This is a genomic window from Allobosea sp. 10L422 (genome assembly GCF_056395345.1).
Genome location: NZ_JBFTJI010000012.1, coordinates 65,719 through 82,685, shown reverse-complemented (window position 1 = coordinate 82,685; position 16,967 = coordinate 65,719). Strand labels below are relative to the sequence as shown.

Below are 16,967 nucleotides of genomic sequence, written 5' to 3'. Positions count from 1 at the left end.
GGGGACAGCTATCGAGAGCCCGAATACCGTCATGGCCCGTCTGGTGATGAAATTCGGCGGCACCTCAGTCGCCACTGTCGAGCGCATCAAGAACGCGGCGCGGCACGTCAAACGCGAGTTCGACGCCGGCAACGAGGTCGCGATCGTCGTCTCGGCGATGTCAGGCAAGACCAACGAGCTCGTCGCCTGGTGCAAGGAAGCCGCGCCGCTCTATGACCCGGCCGAGTACGACACCGTCGTCGCCTCCGGCGAGCAGGTCACCTCCGGCCTGATGGCGATCGTGCTGCAGGAGATGGGGCTGCCGGCCCGCTCCTGGCAGGGCTGGCAGATCCCGCTCTATGGCTCGGACGCGCATGGCTCGGCCCGCATCGAAGGCGTCGACGGCGCCGGCATCCTCGCCGGCTTCGACCGCAATCGCGAGATCGCCGTCTGCTCCGGCTTCCAGGGCGTCAACCCGCGCACGCACCGCATCGTCACGCTCGGCCGCGGCGGCTCGGACACCAGCGCGGTCGCGCTCGCGGCCGGCCTCAAGGCTGATCGCTGCGATATCTACACCGATGTCGACGGCGTCTACACGACCGATCCGCGCATCGTCCCGAAGGCCAAGCGCATGGACAAGGTCTCCTTCGAGGAAATGCTCGAAATGGCCTCGCTCGGCTCCAAGGTTCTGCAGGTGCGCTCGGTCGAGATCGCCATGACGCAGCGCGTGCCGACCTATGTGCGCTCCTCCTTCGACGACCCCGAAAACCCCAATCCTGGCACCCTCATCTGCGACGAGGACGACATCGTGGAACAGCAGATCGTCACCGGCATCGCCTTCTCCCGGGACGAAGCCCAGATCACCCTCCGGCGCGTGGCCGACAAGCCCGGCGTCGCCGCGGCGATCTTCGGCCCGCTCGCCGATGCCAACATCAATGTCGACATGATCATCCAGGTCGTCTCCGACGATCAGGCGACGACCGACATCACCTTCACCGTGCCGACTGCCGATTACGAGCGCGCCAAGACGCTGCTCGAGAGCAAGCACGATGTGATCTCCTACCAGGAGATCCAGGGCGCGATCGACGTCGTGAAGATCTCGGCGATCGGCGTCGGCATGCGCAGCCATGCGGGCGTCGCGGCCCGCGCCTTCCGCGCGCTGGCCGAGAAGGGCATCAACATCCGCGCCATCACCACCTCCGAGATCAAGTTCTCGGTGTTGATCGACGCGGCCTATACCGAGCTCGCGGTCCGCACCCTGCACTCGCTCTACGGCCTCGACGCCGCCTGAGCATTCCGGACGACGACCTAAAAAAGACGCCGCCGGCTTCACGCGAAGCCGGCGGCGTTTGCGTTTTGATCCGACCTTACTCCGCCGGATGCGCTGCGTGTTCCGGCTCGCGCTTGCCGAAGAACAGCCGGGTCAGCCCGTCCGAAAGCCTGTTCATGTAGAGGAACAGGACGGGCGTGATGAACAGCGTCAAGACCTGCGAGATCATCAGGCCGCCGACAACGGCGATGCCGAGCGGCTGGCGCAACTCGGCGCTCGCGCCGGCGCCCAGCGCGATCGGCAGCGTGCCCATCAGCGCCGCCAGCGTCGTCATCAGGATCGGCCGGAACCGCATGAGGCAGGCCCGGTGGATCGCCTCCTGCGCCGACGCGCCTTCGCGCAACAGCACGAGGGCTACGTCGATCATCATGATCGCGTTCTTCTTGACGATGCCGATCAGCATCAGGAGGCCGATGATGGCGATGACCGAGAGGTCCATGTCGAAGAGCCTGAGCGCCCCGAGCGCGCCGATCGCGGCCGAAGGCAGGCCGGTCAGGATCGTCAGCGGGTGGATGAAGCTCTCGTAGAGGATGCCGAGCACGATGTAGATCGTCAGGATCGCGCCCGCGATCAGCAGCCCCTGGTTGGCCAAGGAATCCTGGAAGGTCTTGGCAGTGCCGGCGAGCGTGGTCGAGAGCGACTTCGGCAAGCCAATCTGCTCCTTGAGCGTGTTGATGCGGTTGACGCTGTCGCCGAGCGCCACGCCGGCCGGCAGATTGTAGGAAATCGTCACGGCGGGGAGCTGGCCGAGCTGGTTGACCGTGAGCGGGCCGGCCGTCCGCTCGACCCGGGCGACGGCACCGAGCGGGACCAACGTGCCGTTCTTGGCGCGCACCCGAATGGCGTTCAGATGCTCGGGCGTCCAGTGCTCGTTGGGATTGAACTCGACGACGACGTTGTAGTTGTCGCCGGTGGTGTAGATCGTCGAGACCTGCCGGACGCCGAAGCCCGAATAGAGGGTCGAACGCAGGATGTCGGCACCGATACCCAGCGCGTTGGCCTTGTCGCGGTCGATCGTCAGCGTCGCCTGCAGGGCGTTGTTCTGGAGATCGGTCGTGACGTCGGCGAAGATTGCACGATCGCGGCTCATCGCATCGGCGAGCCGCAGAGCCCAATCATTCATCAGCGCCTGGTCGAGCCCCTGAATGACGAGCTGGTACTGGCTCTTCGAGGCGCGTGCGCCGATGTTCAGGTTCTGGACCGGCACCATATAGGTGTTGATGCCCGCCACCTGTCCGAGATCGCGCCGCAGCGAGGCGAGCACCTCCTGCAGCTTGGGGCGCTCGTCCAGCGGTTTCAGCTCGACGAAGAGACGCCCGGCGTTCAGCGCGCTGCCGCCACCGCCATTGCCGCCGACCGACGAGGCGACATGCGCGACATAGGGCGACTTGCGAAAGATGTCCGCAACCTCAGACTGCAACTTCAGCATCGCATCGAACGAAATGTCCTGACGGGCTTCGGTCGAAACCTGGAGCTGGCCGATATCCTCCTGCGGAAAGAAGCCTTTCGGCGTCGTCTGCAGCAGCCAGACGGTGCCGGCCATCGTGAGAAAGAACGCGAGCAGCATCAGCGGCTGAAAGCGCAGGCAGAATTTCAGCCCACGGTCATAGCCCGCCAGCACTGCATCGAAGCCCTTCTCCAGCCAGCGGCCCAGCATGTTCTCTTCATGGTGCTCGGAGTAGCCCGAGAGCAGCCGCGAGCACAGCATCGGGGTCAGCGTCAGCGAGACGAAGGCGGAGGCGAGGATCGCGACCGTCACCACCACCGCGAATTCGTTGAAGATGCGGCCGATGACGCCGCCCATGAGCAGCACAGGGATGAAGACGGCGACCAGCGACAGCGAGATGGAGATAATGGTGAAGCCGATCTCGCCGGCGCCCTTCAGGGACGCCTCATAGGCCGAAAGCCCATCCTCCTCCATGTGCCGGACGATGTTCTCCAGCATGACGATGGCGTCGTCGACCACTAGGCCGACCGAGAGGGTCAGCCCGAGCAGCGAGATGTTGTCGATCGAAAAATCCAGCATGTACATCGCGGCCAGCGTCGCGATGATCGAGATCGGCACCGCCACGGCGGGGATGAAGGTCGCGGCGATCCGGCGCAGGAAAACGAAGATCACCATGATCACGAGCGCGATGGTGAGCAGCAGCGTGAACTGCACATCCTCCACCGCCTGGCGGATCGAGGTCGAGCGGTCGTTGAGCAGGGAGAGCCCGGCTGCGGCCGGCAGCTGTTCCTGGAAGGTCGGGATCATCGCCTTGACGCGATCGACGACTTCGACGGTGTTCGCGTCGGGCTGGCGTTGCACCGCCAGGACAATCGCCGGCATGCCGTCATAGGTGCTGCGGGTCTGGGTGTTCTCGACGGAGTCGATCACCTTGGCGACGTCGCCCAGCCGGACCGGCTTGCCGGAGCGCGTCGCGATGATGACGTTGGAAAACTGGGCGGCATTGGCGAGCTGGGTCTGCGCCTGGATGGTGAGCTGCTGGGCCGTGTTCTGGAGGGTGCCGACCGGCGTGTTGGCATTCGCGGCCGTGATCGCAAGTTGCAATTCGTCGAGGCCGATGCCGCGCGCCGCCAGCGCGGTCGGGTCGATCTGGATGCGGACCGCGTATTTCTGGCTGCCCCAGATCAGCACCTGGGCAACGCCTTCCACGGTGGACAGCGCCGGCGAGATGACCTGCTGGGCGAAGGCGTCCAGCTGCGACAGCGGCACGACATCGCTCTTCAGCGCCATCAGGATGATCGGCGCGTCAGCCGGGTTCACCTTGCGATAGCTCGGCGGCGTCGTCATCTCGATCGGCAATTGCCGGAGGGTGCGGGTGATCGCGGCCTGCACGTCGGCGGCGGCGGCGTCGATGTCGCGGTTCAGCACGAACTGGATGGCGATCGAGGTCGCGCCCTGCGAGTTCGTGGTCGAGATCGAGTCGATGCCGGCGATGGTGCCGAACTGCTTGACCAGCGGCGTCGCGATCGAGGTCGCCATGGTGTCCGGCGAGGCGCCGGGAAGCTGGGCGGAGACGTTGATGACCGGAAATTCGGCGCGCGGCAGCGCTGCGACCGGCAGGAAACGCCAGGCGAACAGGCCCGCCAGCACCAGCGAGACCGACATCAGGATGGTGGCGACCGGATGCCTGATGCAGAAGGAGGAAATGTTCATGAGCGCGCGCCCTCGGCCACCGGCGTGCTGGCCGGCGGCTTCTCGCTCGTTGCGGCGCGCTCGCGCACCCGCGTCCCCTGCTTCAGCCGCATCTGGCCGTCAATGACGACCCGCTCCCCCGGAGCGATCCCCTCGGACACCGCCGTCTTGTCGCCATCGCTCAGCGCGACCTTGATCTGACGCAGATCGACGGTCGAGTCAGGCTTCACCACGAAGGCATAGGGGCCCTTCTGCCCGGTCTGAACCGCCACCGTCGGAATCACGGCGATGCCCATCAGCGTTTCCGGGACGATCTCGACATCGACATACTGGCCGGGCCAGAGCGTGAGATCGTCATTGGCGAAGGCTGCCTTGGCCGTGATCGTTCCCGATGTCATGTCGACGGTCGAATCGACGAAGTTGAGCTTGCCTTCCGCCGGCGGACGGCCGGTATTCGGCACGCGGGCCGTCACCGCTATCGGTTTGGCGGCCGCGAGCGCGGCCTGCAGGGTCGGCAGCTCATGCTCCGGCATGGCGAAGGTCACGCGCAGCGGCTTCATCTGGGTGATGGTCAGCAGGCCCGTGCCGCTATTGTTGTTGCTGGCGTTGACGAGATTGCCCGGCGTGACCTGGACGGCGCCGATACGTCCGTCGATGGGGGCCGTGATCCGCGTATAGCTCAGCTTCAACCGGTCCGCGTCGAGCGTTGCATGGTCGCCCTGGATGCTGGCGGCGGAGCTGCGCTCGTCGGCGATTGCCTGGTCGACCTGCACCTGCGTGCCGGCATTGCGCGCCAGGAGCTGCTTATAGCGCTCGAGATCGGCGAGGTTGCGCGTATGGGTCGCCTCGTCGCGCGCCAGCATCGCCTCGTCCTTGGCGATCTGAGCCTTGATGTCGCGATCATCGAGGGTGAAGAGCAGATCGCCGGTCTTGACGAACTGCCCGTCTGTGACGTGCTGCTGCATGATCTGGCTGTCGATCCGCGAGCGCACGAGCACGCTCGCAGGCGTCTCGACGAAGCCGATGGCGCGCTTTCGCACCGGGAAATCGACCTGGACTGCCGCGGCGGAGGCGATCGCGACGGGCGCGCCATCTGCACGCCCGCGCGCCGCCTGCGCGTTTTCCGAGCCGTGCGAGCGCCAATACCAGACGCCCGCGGCCGCGGCCGCGACGAGCATCAGCCCGGTGACAAAACCTGAACGCTTCATGTTCGCCCCACTCGTTCAGGCGGTCTGGCCGGCGGAAGCCGGCATCTGCATCTTGTCTTCCCGCTGGGGGCGGGTCTGTTCACGGATCGTGGCCAGCGTATCCAGCGCGGAAAGGATCGATCTTTCCTCCACCCCGCCAAGAACCTCCTGAGCAATCGCGGTGCGCACCTCATCGAGGTCGTCGACCAGCGCCCGGCCCTCCGGCGTCAGGTAAAGGCGATAGGCGCGGCGGTCGGCCGGGTCCTCGCGGCGCTCGATCAGGCTCTGCCCCTGAAGCCGGTCGAGCAACCTTGCGAGCGAAATCGGCTGCAGATCCATCTGCTCGGCCAGTGCCGCCTGGTTCAAGCCTTCCTGCCGCCGCAAGCGGGACATCACGCCCCATTGCGCCCGCGTCGTACCGTGCTGGCGCGCACGCTGATCGACATAGGTCCGCAGCAGGCGGGAGGTTTCGACAAGCTGGAACATGAATTCCCGCCGCAGTGGTCGCTTCATACAGAATCTCCGGAACGTAAGCCTGCTTATCGTATGCCAGATTACGGCGGTTTCGCGGTCGCACAATGTCGAACGCGGAATCGTGAGCAGTGCCGCAGCGTGGCGCGCATCCGATTTGCAAGGCTTGCTCTGGCCTCACGGGGGAAAGCGCTTCTAGACTGCGTTCCAACCTTCCCTCTTTGAGAAGCCTTTCCGACATGAGCCAGCTCTTCAGCCCCTATCAGCTCGGCAGCCTCACGCTCGCCAACCGCATCGTCATCGCGCCCATGTGCCAGTATTCAGCGAAGAACGGCTGCGCGACGGACTGGCACACCATCCATCTCGGGCATCTCGCGCTTTCCGGCGCGGCGCTGCTCATCATCGAAGCCACCGCCGTGGAGCCGGACGGGCGCATCAGCCCGTTCGATGTCGGCTTGTGGTCGGACGAAACGGAAGCAGCGCTGGGCAAGGCACTGGAAGCCGCCCGCTCCTGGTCCGACATGCCGATCGCGATCCAGCTCGGCCATGCCGGCCGCAAGGCCTCGGTGGCGCAGCCCTGGAAGGGCGGCGGCCAGCTCGGCCTCGACGAGGGCGGCTGGCATGTGCATGGGCCTTCGGCGGTCGGCTTCGAAAGCTATCCGCGCCCGCCGCGCGCCCTCACCCGCGATGACATCGCCCGTCTCATCGAGGCATTCGCGGATTCGGCGCGGCGGAGCGTCCGGCTTGGACTCGCGGCGATCGAACTGCACGGCGCCCATGGCTATCTGATGCATCAATTCCTCTCGCCGCTCTCGAACAAACGCGAGGACGAGTATGGCGGCTCTCTCGAAAATCGCATGCGCTTCCCGCTGGAGGTCCTCGACGCTGTGCGCTCGGTGGTGCCGGCTGGCTTCCCTTTGGGCTTCCGCATTTCGGGGACCGACTGGGTCGAGGGCGGCTGGGATGTCGAACAGAGCATCGCCTTTTCCATGGCAGCCAAGGCACGGGGCGCCGACTTCATCCACGTCTCCAGCGGCGGCCTGTCCACGGCCCAGAAGATCCCGCTCGGCCCGAGCTATCAGGTCCCGCTGGCACGGGCCGTGAAGCAGGCGACCGGGCTTCCCACGATCGCCGTCGGCCTGATCACGGAGCCGGAGCAGGCCGAGGCGATCATAGGCACTGGCGAGGCCGATCTCGTCGGGCTGGCGCGCGGCATCCTCTATGACCCGCGCTGGCCCTGGCACGCCGCGGCGGAGCTGGGCGCCAGCGTCAAGGCGCCCGACCAGTATCTGCGCTCGCAGCCCCGGCAGTATTCCAAGCTGTTCGCCTGACCAGCATCCCCCTCGTCATTCCGGGCTTGCCCCGGAATAACGGCGCATTTCCATGCAGAACGATCCCCCGTTCAAGGACGCCCATGACCGCCTATTCCGACCTCGCCGCCCATTTCGGCCGCATCGCCGCGCTCTCCAACGCCATCGGCATCCTGCAATGGGACAACGACACGATGATGCCCAAGGGCGCCGCCGAAACGCGGGCCGAGAGCATGGCGCTGCTGCATGTCATGCGCCACGGACTGGCGACCGACGCCCGCATCGGCGGCTGGCTCGCGGATGCCGAAAGCGACGACAGCCTCAGCGCCTGGGAGAACGCCAATCTGCGCGAGGTCCGGCGCGTCTGGACGGTCGACACCGCGCTGCCCACCGATCTCGTCGAGGCATCGAGCAAGGCGATCTCGGCCTGCGAGATGCGCTGGCGCCAGGCGCGGGCGGATTCCGACTTCGGCGGCCTGCTGCCCTATCTCGGAGAGGTACTGAACCTGCAGCGCCAGATCGGCAAGGCGAAGGGCGAGAAGCTCGGCGTCTCGCCCTATGACGCGCTGCTCAACGACTACGAGCCCGGCGGCAGCTCTGCGAAGATCGACGCGCTGTTCGACGACCTCGCTGCCTTCCTGCCCGGCTTCACCCAGGACGTGATGGCGGTGCAGGCGCGCCGGCCGGCCCTGCCGGCCCTCGAAGGCCCCTTCCCCACCGAGACACAGCGGGCGCTCGGCCTGAGGCTGATGTCGGCTTTGGGCTATGATTTCGAGCGCGGGCGCCTCGATATCTCGACACACCCGTTCTGCGGCGGCGCCGACAACGATGTCCGCATCACCACGCGCTACGACGAGGCCGACTTCACCAAGGCTCTGATGGGCGTCCTGCACGAGACCGGCCACGCGCTCTACGAGCAGGGCCGGCCGCAGGGCTACATGAACCAGCCGGTCGGCGCGGCGCGCGGCATGAGCGTCCATGAGAGCCAGTCGTTGCTGATGGAAATGCAGGCCTGCCGCTCACGTCAGTTCCTCGCCTTCGCCGCCCCGCTGATGCGGGAGAGTTTTGGGGGTCATGGCCCGGCATGGGAAACCGAGGCGATGTGGCGCCGCTATACCCGCGTCGAGCCCGGCTTCATCCGCGTCGATGCCGACGAGGTCACCTATCCCGCCCATGTCATCCTGCGCTACAGGCTGGAGAAGGCGCTGATCGCCGACGAGATGCCGCTGGCCGAAATGCCCGCCGCCTGGAACGCCGGGATGAAATCCCTGCTCGGCGTCACCGTCCCGGACGACCGCGTCGGCTGCCTGCAGGACATCCACTGGCCGTCTGGCGGCTGGGGTTATTTCCCGACCTATACGCTCGGCGCGATGACCGCGGCCCAGATCTTCGACGCAGCCTGCCGGGCCGAGCCCGCTATCCTGCCCGGCATCGGCAAGGGCGATTTCAGCCCGCTCGTCGGGTGGCTGCGCGCCAATATCCACGGCAAGGGCTCGTTGCTCTCGACCGACGATCTGCTCACCGAAGCGACAGGCCGGCCGCTCGACGCCTCGGTCTTCAAGGCGCATCTGCGCCGTCGCTATGTCGAGGAGGTGTGACGGCCGCGACGTTTCCCGTCATGCTCGGGCTTGCCCCGAGCATCTCGTGATATGCGGGGTCCCTGGCCTCCTCCGGCAAGAGATCCCCGGGTCTGCGCTTCGCTCCGCCCGAGAATGACGCCCGTTGAAAGGATGGCCGTTTCTCGATTCTCCTCAGCGGTTTGAGCAAGTCGGCTGCGACGAAACGCGAATCCCTTAAACCAGAACGGCCGGTCCTTACGGACCGGCCGATGCTTTATCGGAAGAGTGTCGGCTCAGCGCTCGATCATCTTGTTCCAGCGGCTGTTCCACTCCGGGCGCTTGGCGTTGATCGCGTCCCAATCCAGCACCACGGCAGTCTTCATGTTGGTGTGGAAGGCCTCGAGCTTCTTCTCGGCGTCCGCCGTTTCGGCCTTGGCCTGCGGGTTCGAGGGCACGACATTGCCGGCCGCCAGCGCCTTCGACTGCGCCTCGGGCGAGAGCAGGTAGGCGGCGAGCTTCTGCGCCAGCTCCTGCTCCGAATTGTTCGCGATGACGCACTGCGCGACCATCAGCACGACCGAGCCTTCTTTCGGCTGGGCGTATTCGACCGGGATGCCCTTTTCCTTGAGGGTGGCGACGGCGGTCGGCGTCAGCGGGAAGATCGCGGCCTCGCCAGTCTGGACCATCTCGGAGATCTTGGCCGAGTTGGGGATGAACTCGAGCACGTTCTTGCCGATGGTGTCGCGGAATTTGCCGAAGCCCGGCTCGACATTGGCCTCGGTGCCGCCCTGGATGCGGTTGAACATCAGGAAGGCGTGCAGGCCGAAGGACGAGGCCGAGGCCGACTGGAAGACGACCTTGTCCTTGAACTTGGGATCGGCGAGGTCCATCCAGGAGGTCGGCGCCGCCCAGCCCTTCTCGTCGAACATCTTCTTGTTATAGGCGAGGCCGGTCATGCCCATGTCGATGCCAACCGCCATGTCGTCCTTCATGCGGGCGCCCTTGTCGAGCTGAGCCAGCCCGGGGCTGTCCTTCATCTTCTCGCAGAGGCCGGCGCCGATGGCGCGGACCATGACACCGTCATCGAGGAACATGATGTGCATCTGCGGCTTGTCCTTGGCCGCGGTCGCCTTGGCGAGGATGTCCGAGGAGGTGCCGGGCACCACCACGATCTTGACGTTGTTGGCCTTCTCGAAATCCGGGAAGACGGCCTGGGTGAAGGTTCGCTCGAAATTGCCGCCGTTCATGCCGACATAGAGCGTCTTGGTCTGGGCGAAGGCGCTGCCGGCAGCGGTCAGCGCGAGCGCGGCGACGGTACCGGCCAAGGCGGTGCGACGAGTGATCATGAGTGGGCTCCCCTGCTTTGCGGCTCTGATTGCGAACGCGCATCCGAGCCGTGGCTGATGCGGTCCTGACCCGCCGGCCCGGAAGGCCGGCTGAAACGGGCGATGGAAAAGGCTTCGATCGGCGTGGAGGTGCGGCCATCGCGGACAAGCTCGGCCAGCACCTCGCCGACGCCGGGCGCGATCTGGAATCCAGCGCCGGTGAAGCCGAAGGCGTGGATCAGGCCGGGCGTGGTGCCGCTGAAGCCGATCACGGGATTCCGGTCCGGCATCGACGCCTCGGTCCCCGACCAGAAGCGGATCGCCTGGGCATGGCGCAGCACCGGGAAGATCTCGGCCGTGCGGTTCATGATCGCCAGCGCCCCAGCGCCGCGCGGACGCGAGAAATCGGCATCGTCGAGCGGCAGGGCGCGTTCGCCGCCGACGACGCAATTGCCGCGCTCGACCTGCCGGGCATAGATGCCGCCGCCCTCCATGCCGATATTGACAGTCATCACCGGCGCCAGCGGCTCGGTGACGATCATCGAAGGGTAGATGCGCGAGAGCGGCACCGGCTCGCCGAAATCGGCAGCGAAGCGATCGGCCCAGGCACCAGCGCTATTGATGACGATGCTGGCCGTCAGGCTGACGCCCTCGCCGGCCTCCAGCGCGAAGCCCTCGCCGTTGCGCGCGATGCCGGTGACCGGCGTGTTCTCCAGCACATGCGCACCGGCACGCCGGGCGGCGCTGGCGAAGGCCGCCGAGACGAGACGCGGATTGGCATGGCCGTCGCCGGCACAGAGCGAGGCACCGAGGATGCTGCCGTCGATCCAGGGGAAGCGCTCGCGCAGGCCGTTATGGCCGATGAGTTCGAGGCCGAGGCCCTGATCGGCAACCTCGGCCGCATAGGCTTCAAGGGACGCCATGTCGCCCTCGCTGCATGCGAGCTTGAGATGGCCGGAACGCAGGAACTCGCCGTCGATGCCGATCAGTTCCTTGAGGCGTGGCCAGACGGCATGGGCACGTTGCGACAGCGGCAGCTGCTCGCGCGGGCGGCCCTGCCGGCGAACGCCGCCATAATTCACGCCGCTGGCCTGCGCGCCGCAGAAGCCCTTGTCGAGCAGGGCGACGCTGAAGCCCATATTGCGCAGGGCCAGCGCCGCCGAAGAGCCGACCAGACCGCCGCCGACAATGGCGACGTCGATGTCGAGATGCCGGTTCATTCTGCCGCCTCCGGCAGCTCGGCCGCCAACTGCAGGGCGAGCGGGATCGGCTTTACCGGAGCCTGCGCCCTCAGCCTGCCGATGGCAGCGATGGGCTTGCCCGTCGCGGCGGCCAGCACCTCGGCGGAAGCCGCAGCGCACATCCGCCCCTGGCAACGGCCCATGCCGACACGGCTCACCGCCTTCAGCCGATTGATCTCGCTGATGTCCAGTCGGCTCGCGGCCTCTCGCACCGTCCCGGCGGTGATCTCCTCGCAGCGGCAGAGCGTGGTGGCGTCGTCGATCGCCCCCGCCCAATGGGCCGGGAAGGGAAAGGCAGCTTCGAGCACGTCGCGCAGCCGGCCGATGCGGGCAAGCTCGGCTTCGAGCGCAGAAGCACGCGTCTTATCGAACGCCAGGCCGCTGTCTTCCAGCAGTGCCAGCGCAGCACGCTCGCCGGCCCGTTCCGCCGCATCGGCTCCGGCGATGCCGGCGCCATCACCCGCGAGATAGACGCCCGGGACCGAGGCGCGGCCGGCGGCATCCCGTGTCGGCAGCCAGGCACGATCGCGCTCATTGAAGCGGAAGGCGCAACCAGCGAGATCGGCGAGTTGCGCCTCGGAACGGAGCGCAAGGCCGTAGCCGACGCCGTCGCAAGCAAGGCGCCGCTCGCGGCCGCCTTCGCGCCAGGCGACACCGGAGACCCTGCCCTCGCCCTCGATGCGCAAGCCCTCGATGCCGGTGCGGATGGCGACGCCCCGCAGACGCAGCTCAGCGACGAAGCGCATTCCACGCAGCACGATACCGGGATCGAGCGGCAGGGCCTTGAGCAGGTTGAGCTTGGCAGAGCTGGGGGCGGCGTCGAGCACCGCCGCGACCTCCACACCGGCCTTCATATACTGCCAGGCGACGAGGTAGAGCAGCGGGCCGGAGCCGGCGAAGACGATGCGGCTGCCAATCGCGCAACCCTGCGCCTTGAGTGCGACCTGCGAGCCGCCGAGTGTGAAGACGCCGGGCAGCGTCCAGCCGGGGATCGGGAGGACACGGTCGGTGGCGCCGGTCGCGAGGACCAGTCCGTCATAGGTGGCCCGGCGGGTCACGCCGGCAACTGCGATGTCGGCGGTGCCGTCGCGCAGGTTCCAGAGCAGTGCCTGCGGCCAGTAGTCGATTTTGCCGTCGAGCGCGGCGAAGGCGGCGTGAAGCCGCCCGGCCTTGCCTGCCTCGGAGCCGTAAAGGTCCTTGGTCGAGCGGCCATCCTGCACAAGGCGCTGCCGATAGATCTGGCCGCCGCAGGCAGGCGCCTCGTCCACCACCAGCGGGCGCAGGCCGGCGGCGACCAGCGCCTCGGCGGCCCGAATGCCGGCTGGCCCAGCGCCGATGATCAGGGGTTGCGGACGCGTGCTCATGCCGCCCTCCCGACGCCGGTCACGATCCGCATTCCCGGCTGCAACGGCGTCGTGCAGGCGCGCAGGCGCTCGCCCGTCTCGGTGGTGACCCAGCAATCCTGGCAGGCGCCCATCTGACAGAAGCCGGCGCGCGGCTCACCGCTGAACTCGGTGCGGCGCAGGCTGTCGACGCGGTTCAGGATCGCACTCAGCAGGGTGTCGCCGGCCCGGCCCTCGCAGGGCTCGCCATCAAGGGTGAAGGCGATGGCTGCATGATCCTTGCGGGTGATGCGATGGAGCAGCGGCTGCTTCTGGTTCGAAGACATGGCGATCACTTCTGACCGACGAGGATCTTGTCGAGCCCGAAGGCGCGGTCGAGGATCAACATGGCGCCAGCCGTCAGCGCGATCATCAGGGCCGAAACCGCCGCCATCATCGGGTCGATCGACTCCGTCGCGTACATGTACATCCGCACCGGCAGCGTTACCGTCTGCGGCGAGGTGACGAAGATCGACATGGTCAGTTCGTCGAAGCTGTTGATGAAGGCGAGCAGCCAGCCACCGGTGATGCCGGGCAGGATCATCGGCGCGGTGATGCGCCGGAACACCGTCCAATGCGAGGCGCCAAGCGTCATCGCCGCCTGCTCGGCGCTGCGGTCCATGCCCGACAGCCCCGCCATGACCAGGCGCATCACATAGGGCGTGACCACGATGACATGGGTGACGACTAGCCAGGCGAAGGAGCCAGTCGCGCCGATCAGGGCGAAGAGACGCAGGAAGGCGACGCCCAACACCAGATGCGGAATGATCAGCGGCGAGAGGAAGAGCCCGTTCAACGCATCGCGGCCGGGGAAATGGTAGCGGTCGATGGCGAGCGCGGCGGGCACCGCGAGCGCGACGGAGAGCGTCGCGGCCAGCGTCGCCAGCCACAAGCTGTTGTGGAAGGACGGCACGAAATCGGGGTGTTTGAAGATCGCCTCGAACCAGCGCAGCGAGAAGCTCGTGGTCGGGATCGAGAGCGTGTTCTCCGGTGTGAAGGCGACGAGGCAGACGACGACGAGCGGCGCCAGCACGAAGGAGACGACGAGGCCGTGGAAGAGAAGCGCGACGGGACCGTTGCGATGCATGGCGCGTCCCCTCAGCCCAGAGCCCGGCGGGCGCGCGTCTCGACGAGACGGTTGTAGCCCAGCATGATGACGAGGTTGGCGGCGAGCACGATGATCGCGATCGCGGCGCCCAGCGGCCAGTTCAGCTCGGACATGTATTCGTCATAGACCAGCGTCGCCGCCATCTTGAGGCGCCGGCCGCCGAGCAGGCCGGGAATGGCGAAGGCGCTGGCCGAGAGACCAAAAACGATCAGGCTGCCGGAGAGCATGCCGAGCGAGACCTGCGGCAGCACGATCCGGCGCAGCGCCGTGAAGCGCGAGGCGCCGAGGCTCCAGGCCGCGGCCTCGACCCTCGGGTCGAGCTTCTGCAGAGACGTCCAGACCGGGATGACCATGAACGGCAGCATGACGTGGACGAGCGCGATCACGATCGCGGTCTCGGTGTAGAGCAGCCGGACGGGATTCAGGCCCAGCGACTGTAGCGCCTGGTTCAGCAGGCCGGCGGAACCGAGCAGCATGCTCCAGCCGAAGGCGCGGACCACCACCGAGACGAGCAGTGGGCCGATGATGACGAGCAGGAAGATCGAGCGCCAGGGATCGCCCATGCGCGCCAACACATAGGCCTCGGGTGCGCCGATCACGGCGCAGATCAGCGTCGTCAGCGCAGCCAGGCGAAGCGTGCGCCAGAAGATCGTGAGGTAATAATCGTCGGATGCGACGGTCAGGTAATGCTTGAGGGTGAAGCTGTCCTGGATGCCCGTGGTGTGATCATAGGCATGGAAGGACAGGATCACAGTCAGGATGAGCGGCAGGACCACCAATCCGAGGAACAGCAGCGTCGCCGGCGAGACGAGCAGCCATGGTGCCAGACCGCGCTGCCCGGTCATGCCGCCGCTCCCGCAGTCGCGACGACGGCACTGTCCGGCTGCCAGTGGAGCGCAACGCTTTCGCCTTCGCCAGCCGGCTCGCCACCCTGGTTCGGCGCCGAGACCAGGATCGGCCCGACCGGCGTCTCGACATTGAGGAGCCAATAGCTGCCGAGGAAGAAGCGGCTGGTGACCCTCCCGTCCAATAAACCCTGGCCGGCCGGCTTGAGCAGGATCTTCTCGGGCCGCAGCGTCAGGATAGCCGCAGAACCATCGGGCAGGCTCGCCGCCTCGCTGGGCAGCGCGACGCCGCCGGCCTCGGCCCTGCCCGCGCGCCAGACCGCATCGATGCGGTTCATCTTGCCGACGAAGGAGGAGATGAAGGCCGTCGCCGGGCGCTCGTAGAGGCGATAGGGCGCGTCGATCTGCGTCATGCGCCCCTGCTCCATCACCACGACGCGGTCGCTGATCGAGAGCGCCTCGGCCTGGTCGTGCGTGACCATGATCGTGGTCGTGCCGACGCTGCGCTGGATGCGGCGCAATTCGAACTGCATCTCCTCGCGCAACTTGGCATCGAGATTGGAGAGCGGCTCGTCGAGCAGCAGCACCGGCGGCTCGATGACGAGCGCGCGGGCGATGGCGACGCGCTGGCGCTGGCCGCCCGAGAGCTGACGCGGATAGCGCTCGGCAAAAGGCGCGAGATGGACGAGGCCGAGGATCTCCTTGACGCGCCGGTCGCGCTCGGCCTTGGCGACCTTGCGCATCTCCAAGCCGAAGGCGACGTTCTCAGCCACCGTCATATGCGGAAAGAGCGCATAGCTCTGGAAGACGATTCCGAGACCGCGGCGGCTCGGCTTCTCGCGGGTGATGTCGCGTCCGTCGAGGGTGATCGCGCCCTTGGTCGGCTCGACCAGCCCCGCGATCATCTGCAGCGTCGTCGTCTTGCCACAGCCGGAAGGGCCAAGCAGCGAGACGAACTCGCCCTTGGCGACGCTGAGATCGACATCCCTGACGGCGGTGAAGTCGCCGAAGACCTTGCTCAGCGATTGCAGCGTCAGGAAGCCCATGAACACCTCGATCGGCAGGCTTTCCGTTCGCCGGAAAAGCCGGACTGCGATGGCTCCAAGCAAAGGGAGACGACACAAATTCGTCAATCTTCAATTCCGCATTAGAGAATTTATGTTGACAAAATTTCTCTATGTAGAATTTTTATTGCTCCATTTCTCATCTGATTTTCTCAAATGCAAGCTGTCGACGAACCCGTTTCCTCGCTTCGCCGCGCGCTGGGGCTGTTGCGCATCCTGTCGAAGGGCGCTGGCGACGGCATGCGGCTGAAGGACATCGCGGAGGCTGCCGGCTGCGGCCAGCCGACGGCGCATCGCGCGCTGCGCGACCTGATGGCGGAGGGCTTCGTCGAACAGGCGGCGGGCGGCAAGCGCTACCGGCTCGCGCTCGATTTCTTCGTGATCGCCGCCCGCGCCGGACAGGCCGGTGGCCTGCGCGAGCTCGCCCGGCCCGCGCTGCTGCGGCTCTCGGCGACGCTGAGCGACACGATCTTCCTGCTCGTCCGCAACGGCTATGACGCGGTTTGCCTCGACCGGATCGAGGGCCCCTTCCCGATCCGCTCCTTCACCGGGGACATCGGAGGCAAGGTGCCGCTCGGCATCGGCCAGGGCAGCCTCGCCATGCTGGCCCATCTGCCGGAGGACGAGCGCGAGGCAGTGATCCGCTTCAACATGCCCCGCCTGCTCGATCGCGGCTTCTTCGATGAGGCCGCGTTGCGGAACGCCATCGCGACGGCCCGTGCGCAAGGCTCGGTCAATCTCAACACCGGCCTCATCCCTGGCATGGCCGGCGTTGCCGTGCCGGTCTTCGATGCGCGGGGGCGCGTCGTCGCGGCGCTCAGCGTCGGCACCCTCGCCGAGCGGCTGCGCGAGGACCGGCTGCCGAACGTCATCGCCATGCTACGCAGCGAGGCGGAGGCGCTGGGCGCCAAGCTCAATCCCTTCGACGTCGCACTGCGCTATCCCTCACGCAGCCTGAGCACGCTGGCGGGCTGACGGCGCCGGGCCGCCATGCGGCTTTCAGGCTTGCATCGCGGCGATGGAAGCG

Annotated in this window: 14 protein-coding genes; 4 read left to right on the top strand and 10 right to left on the bottom strand. The window is 66.8% G+C overall.

The window, feature by feature from the left end; all coding sequences use genetic code 11:
• Nucleotides 1-31 precede the first annotated feature (31 nt).
• The gene (locus tag AC1DEZ_RS21185) at nt 32-1,270 is read left to right on the top strand and encodes an aspartate kinase (RefSeq protein ID WP_441512449.1); all 1,239 of its coding nucleotides are present in this window, start codon (nt 32-34) and stop codon (nt 1,268-1,270) included.
• A gap of 76 nt (nt 1,271-1,346) precedes the next feature.
• On the opposite strand, the gene AC1DEZ_RS21180 is transcribed toward AC1DEZ_RS21185, so the two are convergent.
• The 3 genes from AC1DEZ_RS21180 to AC1DEZ_RS21170 are packed head-to-tail and all read right to left on the bottom strand — an operon-like array spanning nt 1,347 to nt 6,148.
• On the bottom strand, nt 1,347-4,469 hold the full coding sequence (locus AC1DEZ_RS21180) for an efflux RND transporter permease subunit (protein WP_441512448.1): 3,123 nt from the start codon (nt 4,467-4,469) through the stop codon (nt 1,347-1,349).
• Nucleotides 4,466-5,656, bottom strand: a complete 1,191-nt coding sequence (locus AC1DEZ_RS21175) for an efflux RND transporter periplasmic adaptor subunit (protein WP_441512447.1) — start codon at nt 5,654-5,656, stop codon at nt 4,466-4,468. Before AC1DEZ_RS21175 ends, AC1DEZ_RS21180 begins: the two co-directional genes overlap by 4 nt.
• 15 nt (nt 5,657-5,671) lie before the next feature.
• Nucleotides 5,672-6,148, bottom strand: a complete 477-nt coding sequence (locus tag AC1DEZ_RS21170) for a MarR family winged helix-turn-helix transcriptional regulator (protein WP_441512446.1) — start codon at nt 6,146-6,148, stop codon at nt 5,672-5,674.
• Between the two features lie 197 nt (nt 6,149-6,345).
• On the opposite strand from AC1DEZ_RS21170, the gene AC1DEZ_RS21165 reads away from it, so the two are divergent.
• Nucleotides 6,346-7,437, top strand: coding sequence for an NADH:flavin oxidoreductase/NADH oxidase (locus AC1DEZ_RS21165; protein WP_441512445.1), 1,092 nt, complete (start codon nt 6,346-6,348; stop codon nt 7,435-7,437).
• A gap of 83 nt (nt 7,438-7,520) precedes the next feature.
• Complete coding sequence (locus AC1DEZ_RS21160; protein ID WP_441512444.1) at nt 7,521-9,014, top strand: carboxypeptidase M32; 1,494 nt, start codon at nt 7,521-7,523, stop codon at nt 9,012-9,014.
• Nucleotides 9,015-9,268: 254 nt separating this feature from the next.
• On the opposite strand, the gene AC1DEZ_RS21155 is transcribed toward AC1DEZ_RS21160, so the two are convergent.
• From AC1DEZ_RS21155 to AC1DEZ_RS21125, 7 genes are read right to left on the bottom strand one after another with little or no spacing between them, the layout of a single operon-like run.
• Nucleotides 9,269-10,321 carry an ABC transporter substrate-binding protein gene (locus tag AC1DEZ_RS21155; protein WP_441512443.1) on the bottom strand — a complete coding sequence of 351 codons (1,053 nt, stop codon included), beginning with the start codon at nt 10,319-10,321 and terminating at the stop codon, nt 9,269-9,271.
• Nucleotides 10,318-11,520 carry an NAD(P)/FAD-dependent oxidoreductase gene (locus AC1DEZ_RS21150; RefSeq protein WP_441512442.1) on the bottom strand — a complete coding sequence of 401 codons (1,203 nt, stop codon included), beginning with the start codon at nt 11,518-11,520 and terminating at the stop codon, nt 10,318-10,320. The genes AC1DEZ_RS21155 and AC1DEZ_RS21150 overlap by 4 nt, the downstream gene beginning before the upstream one ends.
• Entirely contained in the window at nt 11,517-12,905 is a 1,389-nt protein-coding gene (locus AC1DEZ_RS21145; RefSeq protein ID WP_441512441.1) for an FAD/NAD(P)-dependent oxidoreductase, read from the bottom strand. The genes AC1DEZ_RS21150 and AC1DEZ_RS21145 overlap by 4 nt, the downstream gene beginning before the upstream one ends.
• Nucleotides 12,902-13,210: a (2Fe-2S)-binding protein gene (locus AC1DEZ_RS21140; RefSeq protein WP_441512440.1), complete on the bottom strand. Its 309-nt coding sequence runs from the start codon at nt 13,208-13,210 to the stop codon at nt 12,902-12,904. Before AC1DEZ_RS21140 ends, AC1DEZ_RS21145 begins: the two co-directional genes overlap by 4 nt.
• 5 nt (nt 13,211-13,215) lie before the next feature.
• Entirely contained in the window at nt 13,216-14,010 is a 795-nt protein-coding gene (locus AC1DEZ_RS21135) for an ABC transporter permease (protein WP_441512439.1), read from the bottom strand.
• Nucleotides 14,011-14,021: 11 nt separating this feature from the next.
• Nucleotides 14,022-14,876 carry an ABC transporter permease gene (locus AC1DEZ_RS21130; protein ID WP_476780604.1) on the bottom strand — a complete coding sequence of 285 codons (855 nt, stop codon included), beginning with the start codon at nt 14,874-14,876 and terminating at the stop codon, nt 14,022-14,024.
• On the bottom strand, nt 14,873-15,922 hold the full coding sequence (locus AC1DEZ_RS21125) for an ABC transporter ATP-binding protein (RefSeq protein WP_441512437.1): 1,050 nt from the start codon (nt 15,920-15,922) through the stop codon (nt 14,873-14,875). The genes AC1DEZ_RS21130 and AC1DEZ_RS21125 overlap by 4 nt, the downstream gene beginning before the upstream one ends.
• 174 nt (nt 15,923-16,096) lie before the next feature.
• Here AC1DEZ_RS21125 and AC1DEZ_RS21120 point away from each other — a divergent pair, with 174 nt between their 5' ends.
• The gene (locus AC1DEZ_RS21120) at nt 16,097-16,915 is read left to right on the top strand and encodes an IclR family transcriptional regulator (protein WP_441512436.1); all 819 of its coding nucleotides are present in this window, start codon (nt 16,097-16,099) and stop codon (nt 16,913-16,915) included.
• Nucleotides 16,916-16,967: the final 52 nt, after the last annotated feature.

Excerpts from the sequence above, each read along its gene's own strand:
- AC1DEZ_RS21150 (WP_441512442.1), bottom strand. The coding sequence starts at position 11,520 with ATGAACCGGCATCTCGACATCGACGTCGCCATTGTCGGCGGCGGTCTG.
- AC1DEZ_RS21140 (WP_441512440.1), bottom strand. The coding sequence starts at position 13,210 with ATGTCTTCGAACCAGAAGCAGCCGCTGCTCCATCGCATCACCCGCAAG.
- AC1DEZ_RS21180 (WP_441512448.1), bottom strand. The coding sequence starts at position 4,469 with ATGAACATTTCCTCCTTCTGCATCAGGCATCCGGTCGCCACCATCCTG.
- AC1DEZ_RS21120 (WP_441512436.1), top strand. The coding sequence starts at position 16,097 with ATGCAAGCTGTCGACGAACCCGTTTCCTCGCTTCGCCGCGCGCTGGGG.
- AC1DEZ_RS21145 (WP_441512441.1), bottom strand. The coding sequence starts at position 12,905 with ATGAGCACGCGTCCGCAACCCCTGATCATCGGCGCTGGGCCAGCCGGC.
- AC1DEZ_RS21170 (WP_441512446.1), bottom strand. The coding sequence starts at position 6,148 with ATGAAGCGACCACTGCGGCGGGAATTCATGTTCCAGCTTGTCGAAACC.
- AC1DEZ_RS21175 (WP_441512447.1), bottom strand. The coding sequence starts at position 5,656 with ATGAAGCGTTCAGGTTTTGTCACCGGGCTGATGCTCGTCGCGGCCGCG.
- AC1DEZ_RS21185 (WP_441512449.1), top strand. The coding sequence starts at position 32 with ATGGCCCGTCTGGTGATGAAATTCGGCGGCACCTCAGTCGCCACTGTC.
- AC1DEZ_RS21165 (WP_441512445.1), top strand. The coding sequence starts at position 6,346 with ATGAGCCAGCTCTTCAGCCCCTATCAGCTCGGCAGCCTCACGCTCGCC.
- AC1DEZ_RS21160 (WP_441512444.1), top strand. The coding sequence starts at position 7,521 with ATGACCGCCTATTCCGACCTCGCCGCCCATTTCGGCCGCATCGCCGCG.
- AC1DEZ_RS21125 (WP_441512437.1), bottom strand. The coding sequence starts at position 15,922 with ATGGGCTTCCTGACGCTGCAATCGCTGAGCAAGGTCTTCGGCGACTTC.
- AC1DEZ_RS21155 (WP_441512443.1), bottom strand. The coding sequence starts at position 10,321 with ATGATCACTCGTCGCACCGCCTTGGCCGGTACCGTCGCCGCGCTCGCG.
- AC1DEZ_RS21135 (WP_441512439.1), bottom strand. The coding sequence starts at position 14,010 with ATGCATCGCAACGGTCCCGTCGCGCTTCTCTTCCACGGCCTCGTCGTC.
- AC1DEZ_RS21130 (WP_476780604.1), bottom strand. The coding sequence starts at position 14,876 with ATGACCGGGCAGCGCGGTCTGGCACCATGGCTGCTCGTCTCGCCGGCG.